Origin of the sequence: Acinetobacter nosocomialis NIPH 2119, assembly GCF_000368085.1 — a bacterium.
In the GTDB taxonomy this organism is placed as follows: domain Bacteria; phylum Pseudomonadota; class Gammaproteobacteria; order Pseudomonadales; family Moraxellaceae; genus Acinetobacter; species Acinetobacter nosocomialis.
Window position 1 is genome coordinate 600,355 of record NZ_KB849239.1, and the last position, 20,471, is coordinate 620,825.

17 protein-coding genes are annotated in these 20,471 nt (G+C 37.4%); 12 read left to right on the forward strand and 5 right to left on the reverse strand.

Annotation, left to right across the window (positions count from 1 at the left end; translation table 11 throughout):
* The first annotated feature begins 9 nt into the window (after positions 1-9).
* The 6 genes from F984_RS06875 to F984_RS06900 all read left to right on the forward strand — a co-directional run bounded on the left by F984_RS06875 (position 10) and on the right by F984_RS06900 (position 11,186).
* Positions 10-4,515 (forward strand): translocation/assembly module TamB domain-containing protein, encoded by a 4,506-nt coding sequence (locus F984_RS06875; RefSeq protein ID WP_004708113.1) that lies wholly within the window; start codon positions 10-12, stop codon positions 4,513-4,515.
* A 256-nt stretch (positions 4,516-4,771) separates the two neighbouring features.
* Positions 4,772-6,007 (forward strand): lactonase family protein, encoded by a 1,236-nt coding sequence (locus tag F984_RS06880; protein ID WP_004708115.1) that lies wholly within the window; start codon positions 4,772-4,774, stop codon positions 6,005-6,007.
* Positions 6,008-6,140: 133 nt separating this feature from the next.
* Positions 6,141-6,503 (forward strand): hypothetical protein, encoded by a 363-nt coding sequence (locus tag F984_RS06885; RefSeq protein ID WP_002048992.1) that lies wholly within the window; start codon positions 6,141-6,143, stop codon positions 6,501-6,503.
* A 257-nt stretch (positions 6,504-6,760) separates the two neighbouring features.
* Positions 6,761-9,400, forward strand: a complete 2,640-nt coding sequence (locus F984_RS06890; RefSeq protein WP_002049011.1) for a bifunctional aconitate hydratase 2/2-methylisocitrate dehydratase — start codon at positions 6,761-6,763, stop codon at positions 9,398-9,400.
* A gap of 229 nt (positions 9,401-9,629) precedes the next feature.
* Positions 9,630-10,064, forward strand: a complete 435-nt coding sequence (locus F984_RS06895; protein WP_002049000.1) for a hypothetical protein — start codon at positions 9,630-9,632, stop codon at positions 10,062-10,064.
* Between the two features lie 138 nt (positions 10,065-10,202).
* Complete coding sequence (locus tag F984_RS06900) at positions 10,203-11,186, forward strand: ion transporter (RefSeq protein ID WP_004708120.1); 984 nt, start codon at positions 10,203-10,205, stop codon at positions 11,184-11,186.
* A gap of 28 nt (positions 11,187-11,214) precedes the next feature.
* Here the strand turns inward: F984_RS06900 and F984_RS06905 are convergent, their stop codons facing one another.
* Positions 11,215-12,414, reverse strand: a complete 1,200-nt coding sequence (locus tag F984_RS06905) for an MFS transporter (protein WP_004708122.1) — start codon at positions 12,412-12,414, stop codon at positions 11,215-11,217.
* Between the two features lie 230 nt (positions 12,415-12,644).
* On the opposite strand from F984_RS06905, the gene F984_RS06910 reads away from it, so the two are divergent.
* Both F984_RS06910 and F984_RS06915 read left to right on the forward strand, forming a co-directional pair.
* Entirely contained in the window at positions 12,645-13,073 is a 429-nt protein-coding gene (locus F984_RS06910; protein ID WP_004708124.1) for a hypothetical protein, read from the forward strand.
* A gap of 271 nt (positions 13,074-13,344) precedes the next feature.
* Complete coding sequence (locus F984_RS06915; protein WP_002048985.1) at positions 13,345-14,265, forward strand: LysR family transcriptional regulator; 921 nt, start codon at positions 13,345-13,347, stop codon at positions 14,263-14,265.
* A gap of 62 nt (positions 14,266-14,327) precedes the next feature.
* Here F984_RS06915 and F984_RS06920 read toward each other — a convergent pair whose 3' ends face one another.
* Positions 14,328-14,780, reverse strand: a complete 453-nt coding sequence (locus F984_RS06920; protein ID WP_002049035.1) for a DUF441 domain-containing protein — start codon at positions 14,778-14,780, stop codon at positions 14,328-14,330.
* Positions 14,781-15,036: 256 nt separating this feature from the next.
* Between F984_RS06920 and F984_RS06925 the strand changes: the two genes are divergently transcribed.
* The gene (locus F984_RS06925) at positions 15,037-15,255 is read left to right on the forward strand and encodes a hypothetical protein (protein WP_002049030.1); all 219 of its coding nucleotides are present in this window, start codon (positions 15,037-15,039) and stop codon (positions 15,253-15,255) included.
* A gap of 102 nt (positions 15,256-15,357) precedes the next feature.
* Complete coding sequence (locus tag F984_RS06930) at positions 15,358-16,062, forward strand: pseudouridine synthase (protein WP_004708129.1); 705 nt, start codon at positions 15,358-15,360, stop codon at positions 16,060-16,062.
* On the opposite strand, the gene F984_RS06935 is transcribed toward F984_RS06930, so the two are convergent.
* From F984_RS06935 to F984_RS06945, 3 genes are all read right to left on the reverse strand, one after another.
* A complete protein-coding gene (locus F984_RS06935) occupies positions 16,055-16,498 on the reverse strand; it encodes a GNAT family N-acetyltransferase (protein WP_004708131.1) in 444 nt (147 codons plus the stop codon). The two genes, F984_RS06930 and F984_RS06935, sit on opposite strands and share 8 nt — an antisense overlap.
* A gap of 97 nt (positions 16,499-16,595) precedes the next feature.
* Positions 16,596-16,904 (reverse strand): type II toxin-antitoxin system RelB/DinJ family antitoxin, encoded by a 309-nt coding sequence (locus F984_RS06940; protein WP_002049033.1) that lies wholly within the window; start codon positions 16,902-16,904, stop codon positions 16,596-16,598.
* Positions 16,905-17,015: 111 nt separating this feature from the next.
* The gene (locus tag F984_RS06945) at positions 17,016-17,924 is read right to left on the reverse strand and encodes a pseudouridine synthase (RefSeq protein WP_004708133.1); all 909 of its coding nucleotides are present in this window, start codon (positions 17,922-17,924) and stop codon (positions 17,016-17,018) included.
* A 119-nt stretch (positions 17,925-18,043) separates the two neighbouring features.
* On the opposite strand from F984_RS06945, the gene tsaE reads away from it, so the two are divergent.
* Positions 18,044-18,517, forward strand: coding sequence for a tRNA (adenosine(37)-N6)-threonylcarbamoyltransferase complex ATPase subunit type 1 TsaE (gene tsaE, locus F984_RS06950; protein WP_031944753.1), 474 nt, complete (start codon positions 18,044-18,046; stop codon positions 18,515-18,517).
* Positions 18,510-20,465 carry a DNA mismatch repair endonuclease MutL gene (mutL, locus tag F984_RS06955; RefSeq protein WP_004708136.1) on the forward strand — a complete coding sequence of 652 codons (1,956 nt, stop codon included), beginning with the start codon at positions 18,510-18,512 and terminating at the stop codon, positions 20,463-20,465. Before tsaE ends, mutL begins: the two co-directional genes overlap by 8 nt.
* The last annotated feature ends 6 nt before the right edge of the window (positions 20,466-20,471 follow it).

Sequence of the window (20,471 nt, forward strand, 5' to 3'; positions counted from 1 at the left end):
GTTTATTTTATGGCGGAAGTAGAACAGCAGCCCACTTCGGCACCTAGCTCTCCTAAGAAGCGACGCATTTTGCGTAGCTTTTTGCTGACAATATTAATCATACTTTTATTACTTGTTGCTTCCATCATTATTATGATGTCGACTGACCGTGGAAGCCGTTTTTTATTAGACCGTGTTTTACAAGCTCAGCAAGTCATTAAATATGAATATGAAGGGGGTAATTTACTTCGGGGAATTATTCTTAAAAATATTATTGTTCAGTTAAAAGAAGTTGACGTTACTTTAGATAGAGCTGATGTACGGTTAGGGTGGCGTTCTTTAATATTAGAAAAAGAAGTGCATTTGAGCAATGCAGATGTCCGTAACCTAGTTATTATTAACAAAGCTCCGCCATCGGATAAGCCATTTGAGTTTAAACCCATTAAATTACCATTTGTGCTTCGTGTAGATGTGGGAGATGTTGATCATTTAGAAATTAAAAATTCAGGTTCTGTCGTAAATTTCCATGATGTTCATCTAAATGATGCTTTGTGGTCAGAGACAAAACTGAAATTTGAAAATTCAAGTATGGATATGGGGTATCTTTCTGTTCATAACGCAACAGGAAATATGGACTTTAGTGGTAAATATCCACTGAATGCGACAGCAGATTTAAGAATTCCTTCTTTAAAAAGTTTAAACATCCAAAATATTAAAGTGGCAGCTCGAGGAAGTTTAGATACCTTGCAAGCCGGTGTAGCAACGACAACACCAGATTTATTAACAGGTTGGGTCGTTTTACATCCTGTTCGCCATGAAGTACCAATGAAAGGTGCATTGTTACTTAAAAATTATCACTTGCCTTTACTGGTTGAACAAAAATTATTTGCTAAAAATGGTGTGATCAAGTTTCAGGGGGATGTTAAGCAACTTAACTTGGCACTTGATACAGATCTAAAAGGTGAAAATTTACCAGAAGGCCAATACAACGCCTTAATGAATACTGATTTGGTTCATCAGCTGAATATTACAGACTTTAATGGTCAGGTCATGAAAGGTGCAGTTAACCTTAAAGGCTTGCTGAACTGGAAAGATCATGTCACTTGGGATGTAAAAGGTCGTTTAGATCATGTTAATCCTAAAGATAAAGCTATCCCTCAAGTCGTTCAGGACTTCTTACCGCCAAGTTTAGATGCTGCAGTTGCTTCAACTGGCTCTTTAGAAAAAGGCATGGAAGTATTTGCTAATGTCGACTTTGACCGCTATGAGTCTTGGAAACTTAAATTAAATCAAGCACCTGAAAAGAATAAAAAACCACAGCCAATGTTTATGAATGTGGCTTGGTCCAAAATAGATCGTGCTATGCCATATATAGGTTGGTTAAGCAGTGATAGTGGTCAAGTAGATTTGACTTTGCGGGATGGTCAGCAAGATATTAAAGTGGCAACTAAAGTATATCAGCATGAACAAACCTTATTGCCAGCTGGACAATATTTAGCAACATTGAATGTTAAAGATAATATTCTTAATGTTCCTAGTTTTAATTTTGCGGCTCAAAAAGGGAGCCTCACAGGTCAGGCTAAAGTTTTATTACCTACCGAAAAACGTCAGTTGGCATGGAATGCGTTATTAAATGCTAAAGACTTTAATCCACAAAGTATTCATGCAGCTGCACCGGTAAACTTACTTAATGGATCAATCAAAGCAAGTGGTTTTGCCAAGCCAAATCAACAAATCATTCAACTTGAAAAAATTGATTTAAAAGGCCAGTTGGCTCAAGCAAACCAAGAAACGGTTGCGTTAGCTGGGAAAAGTACCGCAGCTTTATTATTTAATGATGTTAAAGCCGGTGGTGGTTTTAAAGGTTTTGCAGTGAATTATGATGGATCTTTAAAAGCACTTAATCAGGCTAATGGGTTATTAAAGTTCTCTCTTGCGGGTACTCCAGAGTTTATTCGAATTAGTCAGTTACAACATGATGGTGTGGCTGGAAAAATCTACGCGACTGGCTCATTAAACTTAAAAGATCGTATTGCTTGGGATATCAATAGTTCGCTTGTGCGTTTTAAACCTCAATATTTTGTTTCTAGTGTAAAAGGCGAAATTTCAGGAAATGTAAAAACGCAAGGTGTTTGGTCTGATAAGTTAAAGCGTATTGATATTCAGCAATTGAACCTTGCAGGATTTTTGAATAATAAGCCAGTGAGAGGTAAAGGTAACTTATCTGTACTTATGGATTCGAATCAAAAGGGCTTTTTACCTCAGCAATTTGAAGCGAATAATCTATTTTTAGTGTATGCACAAAACCAATTACAGGCGACTGGTAATGCGCAGAATTTAAAAATCAAGCTCAATGCGCCTGCGCTTTATGAATTGTATCCGGGTCTAAGTGGTCGTGCTTATGGAGATTTGAGTGTTCAATCTCAGCCGCGTTTGAAGGCTACAGCTAATATTGCAGTTGATAACTTTGCTTTCAATAATTTAGTGAGCATTAAAAAACTGCGTGTACAGGGTGAACTACCAACTTCCGAAACAACTCCAACTCAGCTCACAGCAAAGCTTGATAATTTACGTAGTGGTAGCCGTCTAATCCAGTCTGCTGAAGTCAATTTAACTGGAACACGAAAAGCACACTTATTAAAAGTTCAGGCAAATAATAATATTTCTAAATTTTATGTGCAGTTAGCAGGCGGTTTTAACCAAAATAATGATTGGTTGGGCCAAATTCAAAAAGGTAGTTTTGATTCGCGTCGAATTCGTTTAGCGCAAAATCAAAATGCGCCTGTTGTGTTTTCATCAGCACGTTCTGAGCTATATGTTGGGCAGCATTGCTGGCAAAGTAGAAATAGTCAGTTATGCCTTGACCAACCTGTACGTGTGAGTAAAGCACAAGGCAATATTTCATTTATTACCCAAAATCTGGATTTAGGAGATTTTGCCGCATTTATGCCGGAAGGTTTGGCTATGACGGGTCAACTCAATGGTTATGCTAAAGCGTCTTGGGTAAATGGTGGACATCCTAAACTTGATGCACGCTTAGTAACCAGAAAAGGTGAACTAGGTTTAGCAGCAGAAGACCCTCAAGATCCGCCAACCACGTTGACTTATGATGAGCTGAGTGTAATTGCGAAAAGCATTTCAGATGGTCTATTGTTCCGTGTTGATGTAAAAACACCAGATATTGGTACCGGATACGCGAATGTCATTATTAATCCATACCAACCATCTATGCCAATGCATGGTGAGGTCGCCTTTAATGATGTACAGTTAAAAGTTTTAAAACCATTTATTCAAGATGTGCGTTCAATGAGTGGTACTTTAGCCTTGGCAGGTAAAGTAAATGGTACATTAACCCAACCGCAATTTACGGGTGAGATGCGTTTGAAAAATGGGGCAATCAGTATGATTTCCCTGCCAGTGAACTTAACCAATGTACAAGTGTATTCATCTATTCGTCAGGATATGGCAACAATTGATGGCGCATTTAACAGTGGACAAGGGGTAGGTTTACTTAAAGGTAGTTTCGATTGGAAAGATTCTCCACGTCTACAGTTGAACTTAAAAGGTGATAACTTACTCGTACGTCAAGCCCCATTAATTACAGCTATTGCAAATCCGAATTTGACACTCGATATGTATCCTTTCGACAAACGTTTAAGTTTGAAAGGGTCGGTAGATGTTCCTCGTGCACGTATTTCAATGCCTGAAACAACAGCACCTGTCATTAATACATCTTCAGATGTTCGTATTGTCCGTCAAGGCCAAGATCCACTTGCAATTTTACGTGCAGCAAAACCTTGGGATATCCGTGCCGATATTTCGGTAAATATTGGTAATCAAGTTATCTTCCAAGGCTTTAACAGTAATATTCCTTTAGTAGGTCGTTTGAACTTAACTCAGCGTGGTTATGAAACGGCAATGCGCGCGATGGGTGCTATTGGTGTAAGTCAAAAGGTGAAAATTGAAGCTTATGGTCAAAGCTTAGATTTAAACCGTGCTATTGCCCGTTTCAATGGCCCATTGGCAAACCCAACTTTAGATATAGATGCAAATAAAAATGTTCAGGGTAGTATGGTTGGCGTTCGTGTTACAGGTACTGCATCATCACCAAACATTCAAGTTTATAACGATGCGGGCTTATCTGAACAAGAAGCATTAAATGCATTAGTGACAGGTCGTATTAATGAAGGCTCAAGCGGTTTAAGTAATGCGGAAGGTTTTAAATCTGATGTAAACAATACAATCGCTGCTGCTGGTATTAGTATGGGCTTGGGCGGTACACGCGCTTTCACGAATCAAATTGGACGTACTTTCGGCTTAAGTGGTCTTGCATTAGATGCACAAGGTACGGGTGATGATACTCAGGTAAGCTTAACTGGATATATTACGCCTGATTTGTTTATTCGTTATGGTGTCGGGGTATTTACGCCAGTCAATAAACTTACGCTGCGTTATCAAATGAATCGCCGTTTATATTTAGAAGCAAGTCAGTCTTTAGAACGAGCGATCGATTTATTCTACAATTGGCGTTTCTAGATGTATAAATTAAGAGCTCACTTTAAGTGGGCTCTTATTTTATTAACGCTATACTATTTTAAAAAATTAAATATTAATCATGTAGATCATCAATTCTTTTGGCAGGAATCCTACTTTAAAAAGGATTTTGATTAAAGAAAATTCACTTGAAAATTGCGGTTTTATAAATTAATTTTCAGAATCATTAAATGAAATTAGATTGATAATGCCTTGTTGTTAATTGCAAATAAGGTAAATTTTTCAAGGAAAAATGCCAGTGGAAAAAGATACTTGTGTTGAAATTAGAGATAGCAAGGTTAACGATACAAATATTAAATATCGTGGACTCATTCAGAAATTAACAGCAACATTATCATTGTCCTTTTTGTCACTTGGGTGGGGCTCCACAGTGAATGCAGCAGAACAACAAATCGCTTTAGTAGGAACTTGGACATCGATTCCTGATGCACCACTTGTTCAAAAACCGGAAAAGGCCAGTGAAGGTTTATATCAATTGCAAGTTAATGCTGACGGGACTCTAACTCCAGTTAAAGTGTTAAAAATGAAAAGTCCATCTTGGATTGTGAAATCTAAAGATGGTCGTTTTGCATATACAACAAATGAAGAAAATTTAGGAGAAGTCACTGCACTATCGGTTCAAAACGGAAAGGTAGAGGTTTTGAACACAGTGAATAGTCATGGTGGACATCCAACTCATGCCTCAATTAGTTTAGATGGTAAATTCCTGTTTGTGTCGAATTATTCGGCATTTGATAAAGGCCGTGGTGGTGTGGCTGTTTTTCCAATTTTGCCGAATGGGCATTTGGGTGAAATGGTACAAAATATTGTTTTTTCGGAAGGTTCTGGTCATGTTAAGGGGCGTCAAGAGAGTGGACATGCTCATTCGACAACTTTTAGTCCGGATGGTAAGTATTTATATGCAAGTGATCTTGGGAATGACAAAGTCTATGTCTTTCGTTATAACCCAAACAAAACGCAACCACTCGAAGCAGATAACAGTCGGGATGTGACGTTTAACCATGGCTCTGGTCCGCGTCATATGGTCTTTTCATCAGATGGTAAGCATGCATATGTTACCGCCGAAATGCGAAGTGAAATTGTGACCTTTAATGTGCAAGATGGCTATTTGAAGAAAACTGCTGAGCTAAAGCTAGTTCATGAAGACAAAACGCCTGAATTTAAGAGTGCAAGCGGAATTATTCTTAGTCCAGATGGCAAATATGTGATCGCTGCTAATCGTGGCTCAGACAACAAACTCCTCGTATTTAAAATTCAAGAGGATGGATTGCTGGCTCAACCGACTGTTTATAAAGCTAATGGTATTGAACCACGTGCTTTCTCATTCGATGCAACTGGTAAATATCTGTATGTAACAAATGTTTTTACTAATAATATTAGTTTGTTCCGCTTTGATGCCAAAAACGGTACCTTAAAATCAGTTGGAGATGCTGCAAAAATATCAACACCTACTGATATTAAGTTTTTTAATTAATTTAAATTAAGAAATGTGTATTTCTCACACTACATATAAAGGACCGAGAGTTTATATCTCGGTTTTTTTATAGCAGTTTTTGCAAACTCTGTCAGATTCAGTATGATGTTGGCAGCATAGTCTGTGTAGAGTAATGATGAAAAAAGTTTTATTTGTTTTGATGGGAATGTTGTTAGTCGGCTGTACAGAGAAAAAACCTTTAACACCTGAAGAACAATGGCATGGCTTTTGTACCAGTGTTGGGAATGCAGCTAGAAGTATTGTATTTGACCGTCAGCAAGCAATTGAAAAGTCTCAAGCGATTGAACATGCAAATAAAATCGAAGATGAGATCACCAAAAAATTCATCTTGAATATTATTGAAAAAGTTTATGCTATTCCACAAGATGAATTAAAAACTAATCCAGAAGCCCTGCAAGAAAAAATTAGAAAACAAATGGCAGATGAGTGCTTGGTTACACCACACGACAAAATGCCAAACTATAAAAAGTTCTAAGTGTTTAATACATCGTCAACACTCCACTAAGGTGGAGTGTTCTTTAAATTCAAAATACCGCATCATAAACCAGTCATTAAGATCATTATTTATACAGGGGTATTTAGTTACAAAATAATGGGCATCACGGAGAAACACCCCGCGCTCATTAACTTTTGGCTTGAACTCTAGTAAAATTTTGTAGTCCATATTACTTGTGAAGCTTTGTGAAAGCTGGAATTTACAAGTAATTTTTTAAAAAAAGAGGAATGAACACCGTGCTAGAAGCTTACCGCCAACACGTTGCTGAACGTGCCGCACTCGGAGTCCCACCGAAGCCACTTGATGATGCTCAAACTGCTCAACTTGTTGAGTTATTAAAAAACCCACCGGCAGGTGAAGAAGCATTCTTGGTTGATTTGCTTGAAAACCGTGTTCCTGCAGGTGTTGACCAAGCAGCTTACGTAAAAGCAGCTTTCTTGGCAGCGATTGCAAAAGGCGAAGCGACATCTCCGCTAGTTTCTAAAGAACGTGCAGTTTATTTACTAGGTACGATGCTTGGTGGCTATAACGTAGCGCCTTTAGTTGAGCTTCTAGATGATGCTGAATTAGCAAGCTTAGCTGCTGAAGCATTGAAAAAAACATTACTTGTATTTGATGCGTTCCATGACGTAGCTGATAAAGCTAAAGCTGGCAATGCTAATGCAAAAGCTGTTTTACAGTCTTGGGCTGATGCTGAATGGTTCACTAGTCGTAAAGATGTACCAGAAGAAATCAAAATCACTGTGTTCAAAGTAACAGGTGAAACAAACACTGATGACTTGTCTCCAGCTCAAGATGCATGGAGCCGTCCAGACATCCCATTGCATGCAAATGCAATGTTGAAAAACGAGCGTGATGGTATCAACCCTGAAAAACCAGGTGAAGTTGGTCCATTAAGCCAAATTAAAGAACTTATTGCTAAAGGTAATCAAGTTGCTTATGTAGGTGACGTTGTTGGTACAGGTTCATCTCGTAAATCTGCAACAAACTCTGTTCTTTGGTTCTTTGGTGATGAAATCGCTCACATTCCAAACAAAAAAGACGGTGGTGTGTGTTTAGGCGGTAAAATTGCTCCGATCTTCTTTAACACAATGGAAGATGCTGGTGCATTACCAGTAGAGATCGATGTTTCTAACATGAACATGGGTGACGAAGTTACTCTTAAAATCGATCATGCTGCTGCAAAAGTTACTGCGTTCAAAAATGGCGAACAAATCGCTGAGTCTGAACTTAAAACTCCAGTACTTTTAGACGAAGTACGTGCTGGTGGTCGTATTAACTTGATCATTGGTCGTGGCTTAACTGCTAAAGCACGTGAAGCTTTAGGTTTAGCTCCATCTACATTATTCCGTACTCCAGTACAACCAGCTGACACTGGCAAAGGTTTCACTTTAGCTCAGAAGATGGTTGGTCGCGCATGTGGTCTCCCAGAAGGTCAAGGTATCCGTCCAGGTACTTACTGTGAACCTAAGATGACTACAGTTGGTTCTCAAGATACAACTGGTCCTATGACTCGTGACGAGTTAAAAGACTTAGCTTGCTTGGGCTTCTCTGCTGACTTGGTAATGCAGTCTTTCTGTCACACTGCTGCTTATCCAAAGCCAGTTGACGTACAAATGCAACATACACTTCCAGACTTCATCATGAACCGCGGTGGTGTATCTTTACGTCCAGGTGACGGTATTATCCACTCTTGGTTAAACCGTATGCTTCTTCCAGATACAGTAGGTACTGGTGGTGACTCGCATACTCGTTTCCCAATTGGTATTTCGTTCCCAGCAGGTTCTGGTCTTGTAGCTTTCGCTGCTGCAACTGGTGTAATGCCACTTGATATGCCTGAATCAGTTCTTGTTAAGTTCAAAGGTAAAATGCAGCCTGGTATCACTTTACGTGACCTTGTACATGCGATTCCTTACTATGCAATCAAAGAAGGCGATCTTACTGTTGAGAAAAAAGGTAAGAAGAACATCTTCTCTGGTCGTATCTTAGAAATCGACTTAACAGAAATGGAAACTGACTTAACAGTTGAGCAAGCATTCGAACTTTCTGATGCTTCTGCTGAACGTTCAGCTGCTGGTTGTGCAATCACACTTTCTGAAGAGAAAGTTGCTGAGTACTTACGTTCTAACATCACAATGCTTAAGTGGATGATTTCACAAGGTTATGGTGATGCACGTACTATGGCTCGCCGTGTTGAAAACATGGAAAAATGGTTAGCAAACCCAAGCTTACTTAAAGCTGATGCAGATGCTGAATACACTAAAGTGTATGAAATTGACTTGTCAGAAATCAAAGAACCTATCCTTTGCTGCCCGAACGATCCAGATGATGCAAAACTTCTTTCTGACGTTCAAGGCGACAAAATTGATGAAGTATTCATTGGTTCTTGTATGACTAACATTGGTCACTTCCGTGCTGCTGGTCAGTTACTTGAGAAAGTACCAAGCGGTTCATTAACAACTCGTTTATGGTTGGCTCCACCAACACGTATGGACGAACATCAGTTAATGGAAGAAGGCTTCTATAACACTTATGGCCGTGCTGGTGCGCGTACAGAAATGCCTGGTTGTTCATTATGTATGGGTAACCAAGCACGTGTTGCGCCGAACACAACTGTTGTTTCGACTTCTACACGTAACTTCCCTAACCGTTTAGGTCAAGGTTCTAACGTTTACTTAGCATCTGCTGAGCTTGCATCTGTTGCTGCTGTACTTGGTAAATTACCAACTCCAGAAGAATACCAACAATATGCAGCTCAAATTGACAGTATGTCTGCTGACATCTACAAATATTTGAATTTCGACCAAATGGGCGAATATACAAATGCTGCTGATAAAGTAGATACTAAGAAAATTGCTGCTGCTCAATTGACTTAATAGGTCGATTTAGTACAAAAAAGGAGCTGATTATTCAGCTCCTTTTTTATTTTAATGAGAATTAGTGCATATTTTAATTATTAAAGTAATGAATTAATCAAGTTTTATTCCTATAAAATGTAAAAATAAATATAACGCTAGATATTAAAGAAGATTTTGCTTTAAAATAATTGAATGAACTTAAAAATAATTAAAAAGAACATGGGTATTTTATATATGGAACTTAAAAATGCTAAAGACAATTGTTGAATTTAAATTTGATGATTATCAGCTATATGATCAAAATTTATCAGCAGAAGACGGAAATACGTTAGTACAGAAAACGGAAGATATTGCACAGTATATTTATAGTATATTGAAAAATAGATATCACTTAAGTATTGAATTAAATGCTGAACGCTGGGGGTGGGAAATAGAAGTACCATTACCTGAGATCACGATGTATATCGGTATTAGTGTTTATGAAGAATATAGTAATGGCTTTGCGATATTCATTTCACCGAATACGCCAATTTTGAGAAGATTTCTTTTTAGAAAATTAGATATTACTCACCATATTATGCTGCTTCAAAATTATATTAACGTCATTTTGAAGTCACATGCGGGTATTTATGATGTGCAATGGTGGGAAGAAAATGAGTTTAGATATGTTGCTGCTCATTAAAATATAATTAGAAAATATGAAATATTATTTATGATTGTTTAGTTAATACAATTAATAAAATATTTTATTGGTCCTTATAGTGGTGAATTTAAGTATGTGAGCTTAATATATGTTCAATATCATGTGGCTCAGATCTGTATGCGAATTTTAGCTTGGAAGAGATTACGTAAATTCTTCTATAACAACCTTCATGATCATGATTACGAAACAACAGTCAGTAGGTGTATAAACTACTTTTTGGTTTTCTTAATTATTGGGAATGTCATTGCGGTATTGCTAGAAACAGTAAACGATCTGTATTACAGCTATCGTATATGGTTTGACTACTTTGAAAATATTTCAATTGCAATTTTTAGTGTTGAATACCTCTTACGCCTCTGGAGTGTAGTAGAGCGTGATCCGACACAAGCTGCATGGAAGCAGCGTTTAGCATGGATGAAAAGCGGAGAGGCACTGATTGACCTCATGGCAATTTTGCCTGCGTATCTAAATTTCTTTGTACGAATAGACCTTCGTATGCTTAGAATTTTACGATTACTTCGACTATTAAAATTAACTCGCTATTTTATTTCTTTGCAAATATTGCTATGTGTTATTAAGCGAGAAAAAGGTTCTTTTCAGGCAGTGATTTTTATTTTAATCATTATGATTATTATGACTGCCTCTGGTATTTATGTGGTTGAGAATAAAGCGCAACCAGAAGCGTTTAGCTCTATTCCTAAAGCAATGTGGTGGGCGGTTGTTACCTTAACCACAGTTGGATACGGCGATGTCACACCCGTGACCAGTTTAGGAAAACTACTAGGAGCTTTAATTACAATTTTAGGGGTAGGGATTGCTGCTTTACCGGCTGGTATTTTAGCTTCCGGTTTAGCCAATGAACTGAACCAGCGTAATCAGCGCCTTGAACAAGAGTTTCGTGAGTTACTTCAAGTGCGTGGTATTGACATCATGCATGATGAAGCTGAAATAGAACGTATTCGACAAAAAGTGGGACTACCGAAAGAACAAGCGCATAATCTGATTATCCAAATCATGCGCGAAAAAGTATTAGAAGAGAAAGAATCTGTGAGAGAGAAGAAATGCTATTGTCCACACTGTGGTGAAAAGTTAACAGATTAGTATTTTTATTAAAAAAGCCTAATGAGAATCAGGCTTTTTGAGTTGCTTTTTCTACAGCAAATGCGATGAGCAAGATAATAAGACCACCAAGGCTTAGTACGAAACCTACCCAGATCGGTGCAATCCAGCCCATCTGATGGCTCAGTACCCAACCACCTAAAAATGCTCCTAATGCATTGGCCATATTAAAGGCGGAGTGGTTAAGTGAAGCTGCTAGGGTTTGGGCATCGCCTGCAACGTCCATGAGGCGTGTTTGTAAAGCTCCACCTAAACCCATCACGGTAAGTCCGATTAGGAATAAAGAAGCAATAGCACTATATATATTACTCATCAGAAAGCTTGCAATTACGAATGCAATTGCTGAGCTAATAAGTACGCCCACAATAGTTTTATTGAGGTTTTTATCTGCAAGCCAGCCCGCGGCTAACCCACCAATCACCATCCCGATGCCCCACAGCGCTAATGCAATAGGAACAATCTGGATATTAACTTTAGTGTATTCAGTGAGAATTGGTGAGACATAGCTATATACCGAGAACATACCCCCAAAGCCAATTGCGCCGACTGCAAGGGTTAACCACATATTTATATTTTTAAGCCCAGCTAATTCTGTTTTTATGCTGGCAGTAGCTTGAACTGGAATATTCGGTACAAAGCAAGCTACGGCAATTAAAGTAAAAAATGCAATTGTTGCTGAAAATTCAAAACCTGCTCTCCAACCAAAATGTTGGCCTAACCATGTAGCTAAAGGTACGCCAATAACAGTAGCAACTGTTAAACCCATCATCATTTGTGCAACTGCTGAAGCTCTTCGTGAAGGGCCTGCGAGTTCAGCAGCTACAAGGGCACCGACTCCAAAATATGCACCATGAGGTAATCCCGCAATAAAACGAGAAATTAAAACTGTTTCTGGCGTATGTGCTAAAGCTGTACAGGCATTAGCAATCCCATAAAACAGCATGAGACAAAGCAATAGAGTCTTTCTAGGAACTTTAGCGCCCAAAATAGCAATAATCGGGGCGCCAATCACAACACCTAATGCATAAGCGCTAATAAAATGCCCGGCTTCAGGTACTGTAATCTTTAAATTGTGTGCAATTTCTTGAATAAGACCCATTGCGACAAATTCTGTAGTGCCGATACAGAAACCGCCTACTGCGAGTGAAAAAATTGCCAAGAAGAGCGAGTAGTTTTGAGGAGAAGATGAAGGGGATTGGGGTGACGCCATAATAAATTAATAAAAGGAAACTCAAAAAAGAAAGTATAAGGGAAAAAAGAGATCAAAATAATAAAAAACTAGAATCTCGAGAGGAAGTTTGCATATTTAAACTAATAACATTTTATCTTTATATTGAATAATTTATCGAAAGTTTTTATTAAATTATATATGATAAGCACGTAATACTTTAGGCATTACAATAAGTTGTATAAATATTTAAGAAATAGAGAATCTAAATCGTGAGAAAATTAAGTATTGCCTGCCTTATGGGCTTGGTTATGTTATCTATGTCTGGTTGCTCAGTCTTTATGGCGGGTAATCAACCAAGTAAAAAAAATTTAAATGTTTTAAATCCGGGTAGTTCTCGCAATTATGTTATTGCCGAGTTTGGAGCACCTGTACTTTCCGAATATCGTGATGGTACAAGAGTCGAAATTTATACTTTCCAGCAAGGTTATCCAAAATGGGCTAAAGTAAGCCGTGCATTTGGCCATGGCATAGCAGATGTTGCCTCATTTGGGTTATGGGAAGTATTTGGAACACCAACTGAAGCATATTTTAGTGGGAAAGAAACCTCTTATGAAGTAACGTATGGGCAAGATGACTTGGTAAAAAGCTTTAAGCTCATCGATTTTGAGCAGGCATTTCCTAAGGCAAAAGCACAATGATGAAATGAAAAGGGCCATAAGGCCTTTTTCTTTGTCTATATAAAAGGTTCACTAATTTCTATTTAATAAAAATATTTATCTTTATATTTATGAAAATTCATTTCTTATAAAAAGAATTAAGTAAAGTTCAAGTTGAGACAAATTAATTAATATTGTGATAAGATGAATACTGTTCATTAATAGTGATTTATCTAAACTGAATCTAATTGCTGTCAATTAACAGATAAGTTGAAAAATGTATAGATAAATCTATTTGTTCAGGCTTTTGCCCATGTTAGAAATTCGTCATCTTAAAACTTTGGTTGCCTTACGTGAACATGGTTCACTTGTTGCGGCTGCTAATGATCTGTGTTTAACACCGTCTGCTATTTCTCACCAATTAAAAGAATTAGATCATTGGTATGGTGTAGAAGTGGTGAATCGTCGAAGTAGACCTGTTAGTTTTTCAAATGTTGGACAGCGTTTACTCAAATTGGCTGATGATGTATTACCACAAATTCAGATCACACAAAGCGACATTACGCGAATTGTTCATGGGCAAACAGGCAGAATTATTTTTTCCTCAGAATGTCATAGCTGTTTTGACTGGTTAATGCCTTTATTAAATCAATATCGACAGCAGTATCCAGACGTAGACTTAGACTTTGCTTCGGGCTTTGAAGCAAATCCACATGAGCTTTTACAAAATGGTGAGTTTGATTTACTTATTACAGCCGATCCGATCGCATTAAAAGGAATCGAGTATTTTCCAATTTTTGAATATGAGTCGCGTTTGGTTTTATCAAATACTCATCGATTGGTTCGTGCTGAACATATTACAGTTCAAGACTTAGCTGAAGAGGTTCTCATTACTTATCCGGTAGATAAGCACCGTTTAGATATTATGTCGAAACTATTTATACCGGCAAATATTCAACCAAAACAGATTCGAACTACAGATTTAACGCAAATGTTGATTCAACTTGTAGCGAGCGGTCGAGGCATTGCTGCTTTACCAGACTGGGTAGTGAATGAATATGAACAAAAGGGTTGGGTAACTAGCCGCCGTTTAGACTGTGTTTCTGCAACGGGTTTAAGACGTACATTATATGCAGGCTACCGAACTGAAGAAAAAGAGAAGAGCTATTTTGAAGGATTTTTAAAGCAGTTAGAAAAGTTCTCTTTAAAACGTAATGCCTATTATTCTGGATAAAAAATTAATTGAGCTTAAGTGTTAAAAAGGTGCGATTAAGCACCTTTTTAATATCTATAATTTTATTTACCAATGAATAAGGACAGCAAGCCTGCAGCAATCAGGGGACCAACAGGGACGCCTCGGAGTAAAGCAACGCCCGCAACTGTACCAATAAGTAAGCCTGCCACAACATCAGGTTGGCTTGACATAAGTTTCACACCACGTCCACCTAGCCAAGCCACAAGTAGACCAATAGCAATAGCCAGCAAAGATTTAAAACTTATAAAGGATTTTAAAATACTCTCTCCGCTAAGCTTACCACTGGCAATTGGAGTCAGTACGCCAATGGTTAAAATGAGAATTCCTAGGTTAAGACCATGAGCTTGAATATAAGGAAAAAATTGATTTAATGGTGTGATTTTAATGACAATTAAGATGCCTGCGGCAATCGTTACAGCTGCATTTTGACTTAGTAAACCGCAGATAAGTAGAACTAATAAGACAACTAAATTAACATCAAATTGGGCGAGCATGAGAAGCGGCAAGAAAAGCAAATAATTTGAATTGTATAATAATTAAGAGCCAAAATGTGAGGGCTTTTTAAACGTGGAATAGTGTAAAGGAAGCGTTTTCAAGAAAAAAATTAATGTATATGACTCAATGATAAGGAGTTTTATTTTTAGTTACGCTTGGTCACAATGTTATATAAATTAACAACTTAAAAGACCATTCATTTGAGAGATTATGATATAAAAAATAATCAATACTTATAACTACAGGGTCAGCCATATGGATATTATAGATATCAAGATTAAAGATCAGTTCGACAAAATTTATGATGCCAAAGCACAATTGAAGAAAAATTTAGTTGAACATGAAAATGAGCCTTTAAAGTTAAGTCAGCGTATCGAACATATTATTGTAGATAATGAGATCATTTTACCTACAACAGAATTATTATTTGAAAGTGAGCAAAACGAAAAAATTTATCGAGTCATTGAAGAATAATTTGAAGATGATGGAAGTTAAGAACAAAGTTGATAAAGCAAAAACGTAATAAAGCTCTGAAACTGAGTTAAAATAATGGTTTAGTTCTAAAGAGAAAGCTTTATGCTGCTGGAAAAAATTTTGCAATCACAAGGGTTTGGTTCACGTAAATATTGCCAGCAGTTAATAAAAAATGGTTCTGTAAGTATTGAGGGAGAGATTGTCACTGATCTCAAAAAACAGTTTTCTCCTGAAAATTTAGAATTTTCTTTGTTTGGGGAAACTTATCAATATCGGGAAAGAGTTTACCTCGCTTTAAAAAAGCCGCAAGGTTTTGAATGCTCACACAATCCTCAGCATCATCAAAGTGTTTTTAGTTTATTGCCTGAAATCATGATTCAACGGAGTGTGCAAGCAATTGGCCGCTTAGATCAAGATACAACGGGCTTACTGTTACTCACTGATGATGGTAAATATTTACAAGCTTTAACTCATCCTCGTAAACATGTCCCAAAGGTTTATCATGTTACGACTATTGATTCAGTCACAGCTGAGCAAATTGAAATGCTTACTCAGGGTGTTAATTTACACCAAGAAAAAGGTGTGTTTGCTGCGACAGATGTAGCACTGCTAGGGTCTCATCAATTAACAATGACCATTCATCAAGGCGTTTATCATCAAGTAAAAAGAATGATTGCAGCTGTTGGCAATAAAGTCGAAAAATTACATCGACATCAAATCGGTCAATTGGTCTTACCTGAGATTGAGGAAGGGAATTGGGTATATTTGTCGGAGCAGGAAAAGCAACTCGCTCAAAATATTATTTAAGAAAGCAATGGAATGTCTGAAATTCACTGTCTCGAATAAATCCCATTTTTTCATAGAGGCGGTGAGATTCATGATTATTCGTTTGAGTCTCTAAACTAATACGTAAAGCATTTTCTTGTTTTGCAAATAAAATAGCTGTATCAATGAGCTGTTTTGCTGAACCCTGACGTCGGAACATAGGAGTAACATAGACATCATCTAAGATATAGTAAGTAGAGCAAGCAACTGAAGAAAAACCTAAATAAAGCAAAATGAAACCTGTGATTTTTTCATCCTTAATATGGATGAAAAACACACTTTCTTTATTCTCAAAACGTTGTTTTAAAAAATGATGTGATTCATCAAGATTAGAAGATGCACCATAAAATTGACGGTATTCATCAAATAGAACAGCAAGTTGACTTAGATCTTCATAGGTCGCTCGTCTTACAATCATTAGGCGCTCCTTGTATTTATGTTTATATTTTTACAAAGAGAGCATAACTAAAAAAGACGCCAATAGACGTTAAAAGTTGTTTAAAAATGCAACACCGTTAAGTTTTGTCACTTTCACCTAATAGTGCATTTAGCTCTTCAAATAAATCTTCATGGTCATCATCTTCATTTAAATTTGAAGGGTTCTGATTTAATGAAGTTGCTTTTGCTTTTCTCAGTTTTAATAATTGTTCCATATTAATGTTCTGATTTTCGATAGCAAAAGGAATAGATTTAGTTAAGACGACTTGTTTAAAGAACAGTCGTACCGCTTGGGCAGGGGTAATTCCCAATTGTTTAAAAACAGCAAAAGCTTGTTTTTTCTCTTGGGAGTCAAGTCGAACCTGATAAACTTCTGTTTTTCGCATGAATAACAAAACCAAATGATTTTTAATTTTTAGGGATTTATTTTAAACCATCGGAATGTAATTTCAATGTCTTTCAGCATAAAAAATAATCTTTTTGTCATTACGATGAGATTACAGTGTCAATTCAAAGTGTGAATTGAAAACCATTTCCTGTTTTGTTAGCGGGTCTATAAAAGAAATTTGCTTAGCTAAAAGCTGTAAGGGCTGAGAAAAATCATCATCGGCTTTGTGTTGAACTACTGGATAAAACGGATCATTTTTAATCGGTATACCTAAATGATTTAAATGAACACGGAGTTGATGTTGTTTGCCGGTGGTTGGCGTTAAATAATATTTAGCCCAAGATTGATTATGCTGAAGCAGCTCAATTTTAGTTTCGGTATTGGTTTTTGTATGTGCAATCACCTGCATTGTATAAAAGGGCGTGCCTTTATCTAAATACAATTTTAATATCTGAGGGAATTTTAATTCAGCTTTATAGGCAGCGATTGCATGGTAAATTTTATGAACTTCGCGATCTGCAAATAACTGTTGGTAAATTCCACGTGATTGTGGTCGTTTGCAAAATAAAACGACACCGGCAGTTTCACGGTCTAGTCTGTGGATTGGTGTTAAAAACTCATTGCCCGTTTGTTTTTTTAAACGCACCAATAACGTTTCTTGGACATATTGCCCTGTTGGGCTAATCGTTAAAAAATGGGGTTTATCGACAACAAGCAAGTCATCATTTTCAAATAAAATCTGATGCTCAAAGGGAACATGTACTTCGTTAGCAAGGAATCGGTAATAAAAAATATGCGTGTTTGCTATATAAGGGCTGTCTAATGTTAATTTTTCACCATTTACCGCATAAATAAGCCCATCTTGAAAACGCTGCTGCCACTCTGTTGCTTTTATATGAGGAAAATTTTCGCAAAGAAATTGATAGATGGTTTGTGCTGTCGTTTGTGGAGGAAGATAGACTTGGCTTGCGCTTACGCCATCAATCATAGGTGGGAAAAATTCAATCGGGCTAGACATAAAAGTGTGTCAATATTTAATAAATGTGATGTAAAAAAAGCCAACTTTAAGCACTTAAGTAGGCTTTAAAGCAGGGCAATGGTATCATATCGATTATTTTGAATCATGTTATGTGTGTTATGTCGTATTCATTGAAAATGGTCTTAAATCATGAAGAAGATACCCAGCGTTTAGCTCAAGCATTGGCGCAGCATGTTCAAGCTGGCGTGATTTATCTGATTGGAGATTTGGGCGCCGGTAAAACGACATTAACCCGTTATTTTTTGCAAGCTCTAGGGCATAAAGGTTCGGTTAAAAGTCCGACATATACGTTGGTTGAACCATATAAAATCAATAATAAAGAAATTTTTCATTTTGACTTATATCGTCTTAATGATCCTTATGAACTTGAATTAATGGGAATCCGTGATTATTTAGATATTCAGGATGCACTATTTTTATTTGAGTGGCCATCAAAAGGTGGAGACGAAATCCCTGAGGCTGATATCGTTATTGATATTCAAAAATCAGATGATGAACTCAATCGTTTCGTCACTTTAACTTTACCAATAGAGCATTTGTACCAGACTTTGCAGGAACAGCTTCATGACTGATGAAAAGCTAACACAACGTCGTATTCATACATTAGACGCCGCGTTAGCCAACCAGATTGCTGCTGGTGAGGTGATTGAACGTCCCTCATCGGTCGTAAAAGAATTATTAGAAAACTCAATTGATGCAGGTGCAACTGAGTTAATTGTGCGGATTGCACAAGGCGGCTCAACATTAATCGAAATTATTGACAATGGACATGGAATTCATCCTGATGATTTACCATTAGCAGTGATGCGCCATGCAACCAGTAAAATTAAAACAGCAGAAGATTTACACGCGATTGTTAGCTTAGGTTTCCGTGGTGAAGCACTTGCTTCTATTGCTGCGGTTTCACGATTGACTTTAACCAGTAGCCAAGATGAAAGCGGAATTGGTCATCAGGTCGAGGTGAATGGTACAGCCTTTGATCATCAACAAGTCCAAGCTGTTGCTGCACAAAAGGGCACCCATATTCGAGTTCAGGACTTATTTTTTAATGTACCTGCTCGTCGTAAATTTTTAAAAAAGCCAACCACTGAATTTGGGCATATTGAAGAAATTGTACGTCGTTTGGCTTTAACACATTTTGATATACGTTTTGTACTTGAGCACAATGACAATATTCGAATTAATTTACCAATAGCAGATAGCGGTGAATTAAGATTTCAGCGTGTACAGCAATTATTGGGTCAACAGTTTGTGCAAAATGCTTACTGGATCGACGCCGAAAGTATTAACATGCGTTTGTCAGGTTGGCTAGGGCATCCTTCTGATGCACGTGCTCAAGCAGACTTACAATATGTGTATGTAAATGGCCGAATTGTGAAAGATAAAACTATTTCACATGCTTTAAGAATGGCATACGACGGTATTTTACATGGTCATCAGCATTCATCTTATTTGCTTTTCTTAGAAGTCGACCCTGAAAATATTGATGTTAACGTTCATCCGACGAAACATGAGATTCGTTTTCTAAATCAACGAGAAGTACATGAGTTTGTAAGACATTATGCTAAAGAAACGCTAGCACAATTTCAGACAGCTAGTGCTGATTTAGCACAAGCCATGAAAGTGGAAGATACACAAAATCTTTCGGTACAACCTCAGCCTAAATACCAAGAACAATTTATATTGCACCGTACAGCGCAAGCCGCTGATACGGCAGTAGACAAGCCGAATAGTTCTCAACCTTCGACTGAGCTTTTAACTGATTTTAATAATAGTCGTCCCCAAGCTGTTCACTATGCAGAACAAACTCCAAAATATAATGGTTCTGCGCAGTTAAATAATGCATTAAAGACTTATTTGGCGCCATTACGTGATCAACCTGCTACCAATTTTTCAGTTGATGAAAATGTTGAACCAGTTGCTAAGGTAGATGAATTTCCATTAGGTATCGCAATTGCTCAGCTTCATGGAATTTATATTCTGGCGCAAAATACTGAAGGTTTGATTATTGTTGATATGCATGCAGCGCATGAACGTATTTTGCTGCAACAAATGAAAAATGCTTGGGATAAACCTGAGTTTTGGACATCTCAACAGTTACTTATACCTAAAGTTATTTCAATTAGTCGTATGCAAGCGGTACGGGTCGAAGACTTAAAGCCTCAGCTTGAGCGTTTGGGGCTAGAAATTGATTTATATGGCGATGAGCAAGTCATTGTGCGTGGCGTGCCGGCTATTTTGCAAAAAGCAGATTTTGAAAACCTTATTCCTGAACTTCTTAATGATTTAGATCCAAATGATGAAGCTCAAGGATTATTGCAAAAGCGTGATGAACTGTTAGCTGGTATGGCATGCCATGGGGCAGTGCGAGCACATCGACAACTTAGCCTCTCAGAAATGAACGCTTTACTTCGCCAAATGGAACAAACCGAATTTGCCAGTCAATGTAACCATGGTCGTCCAACGTGGCGTGCATTTCCATTATCTCAACTAGATAAATTATTTGCTCGAGGAGAGTAGTTTTAC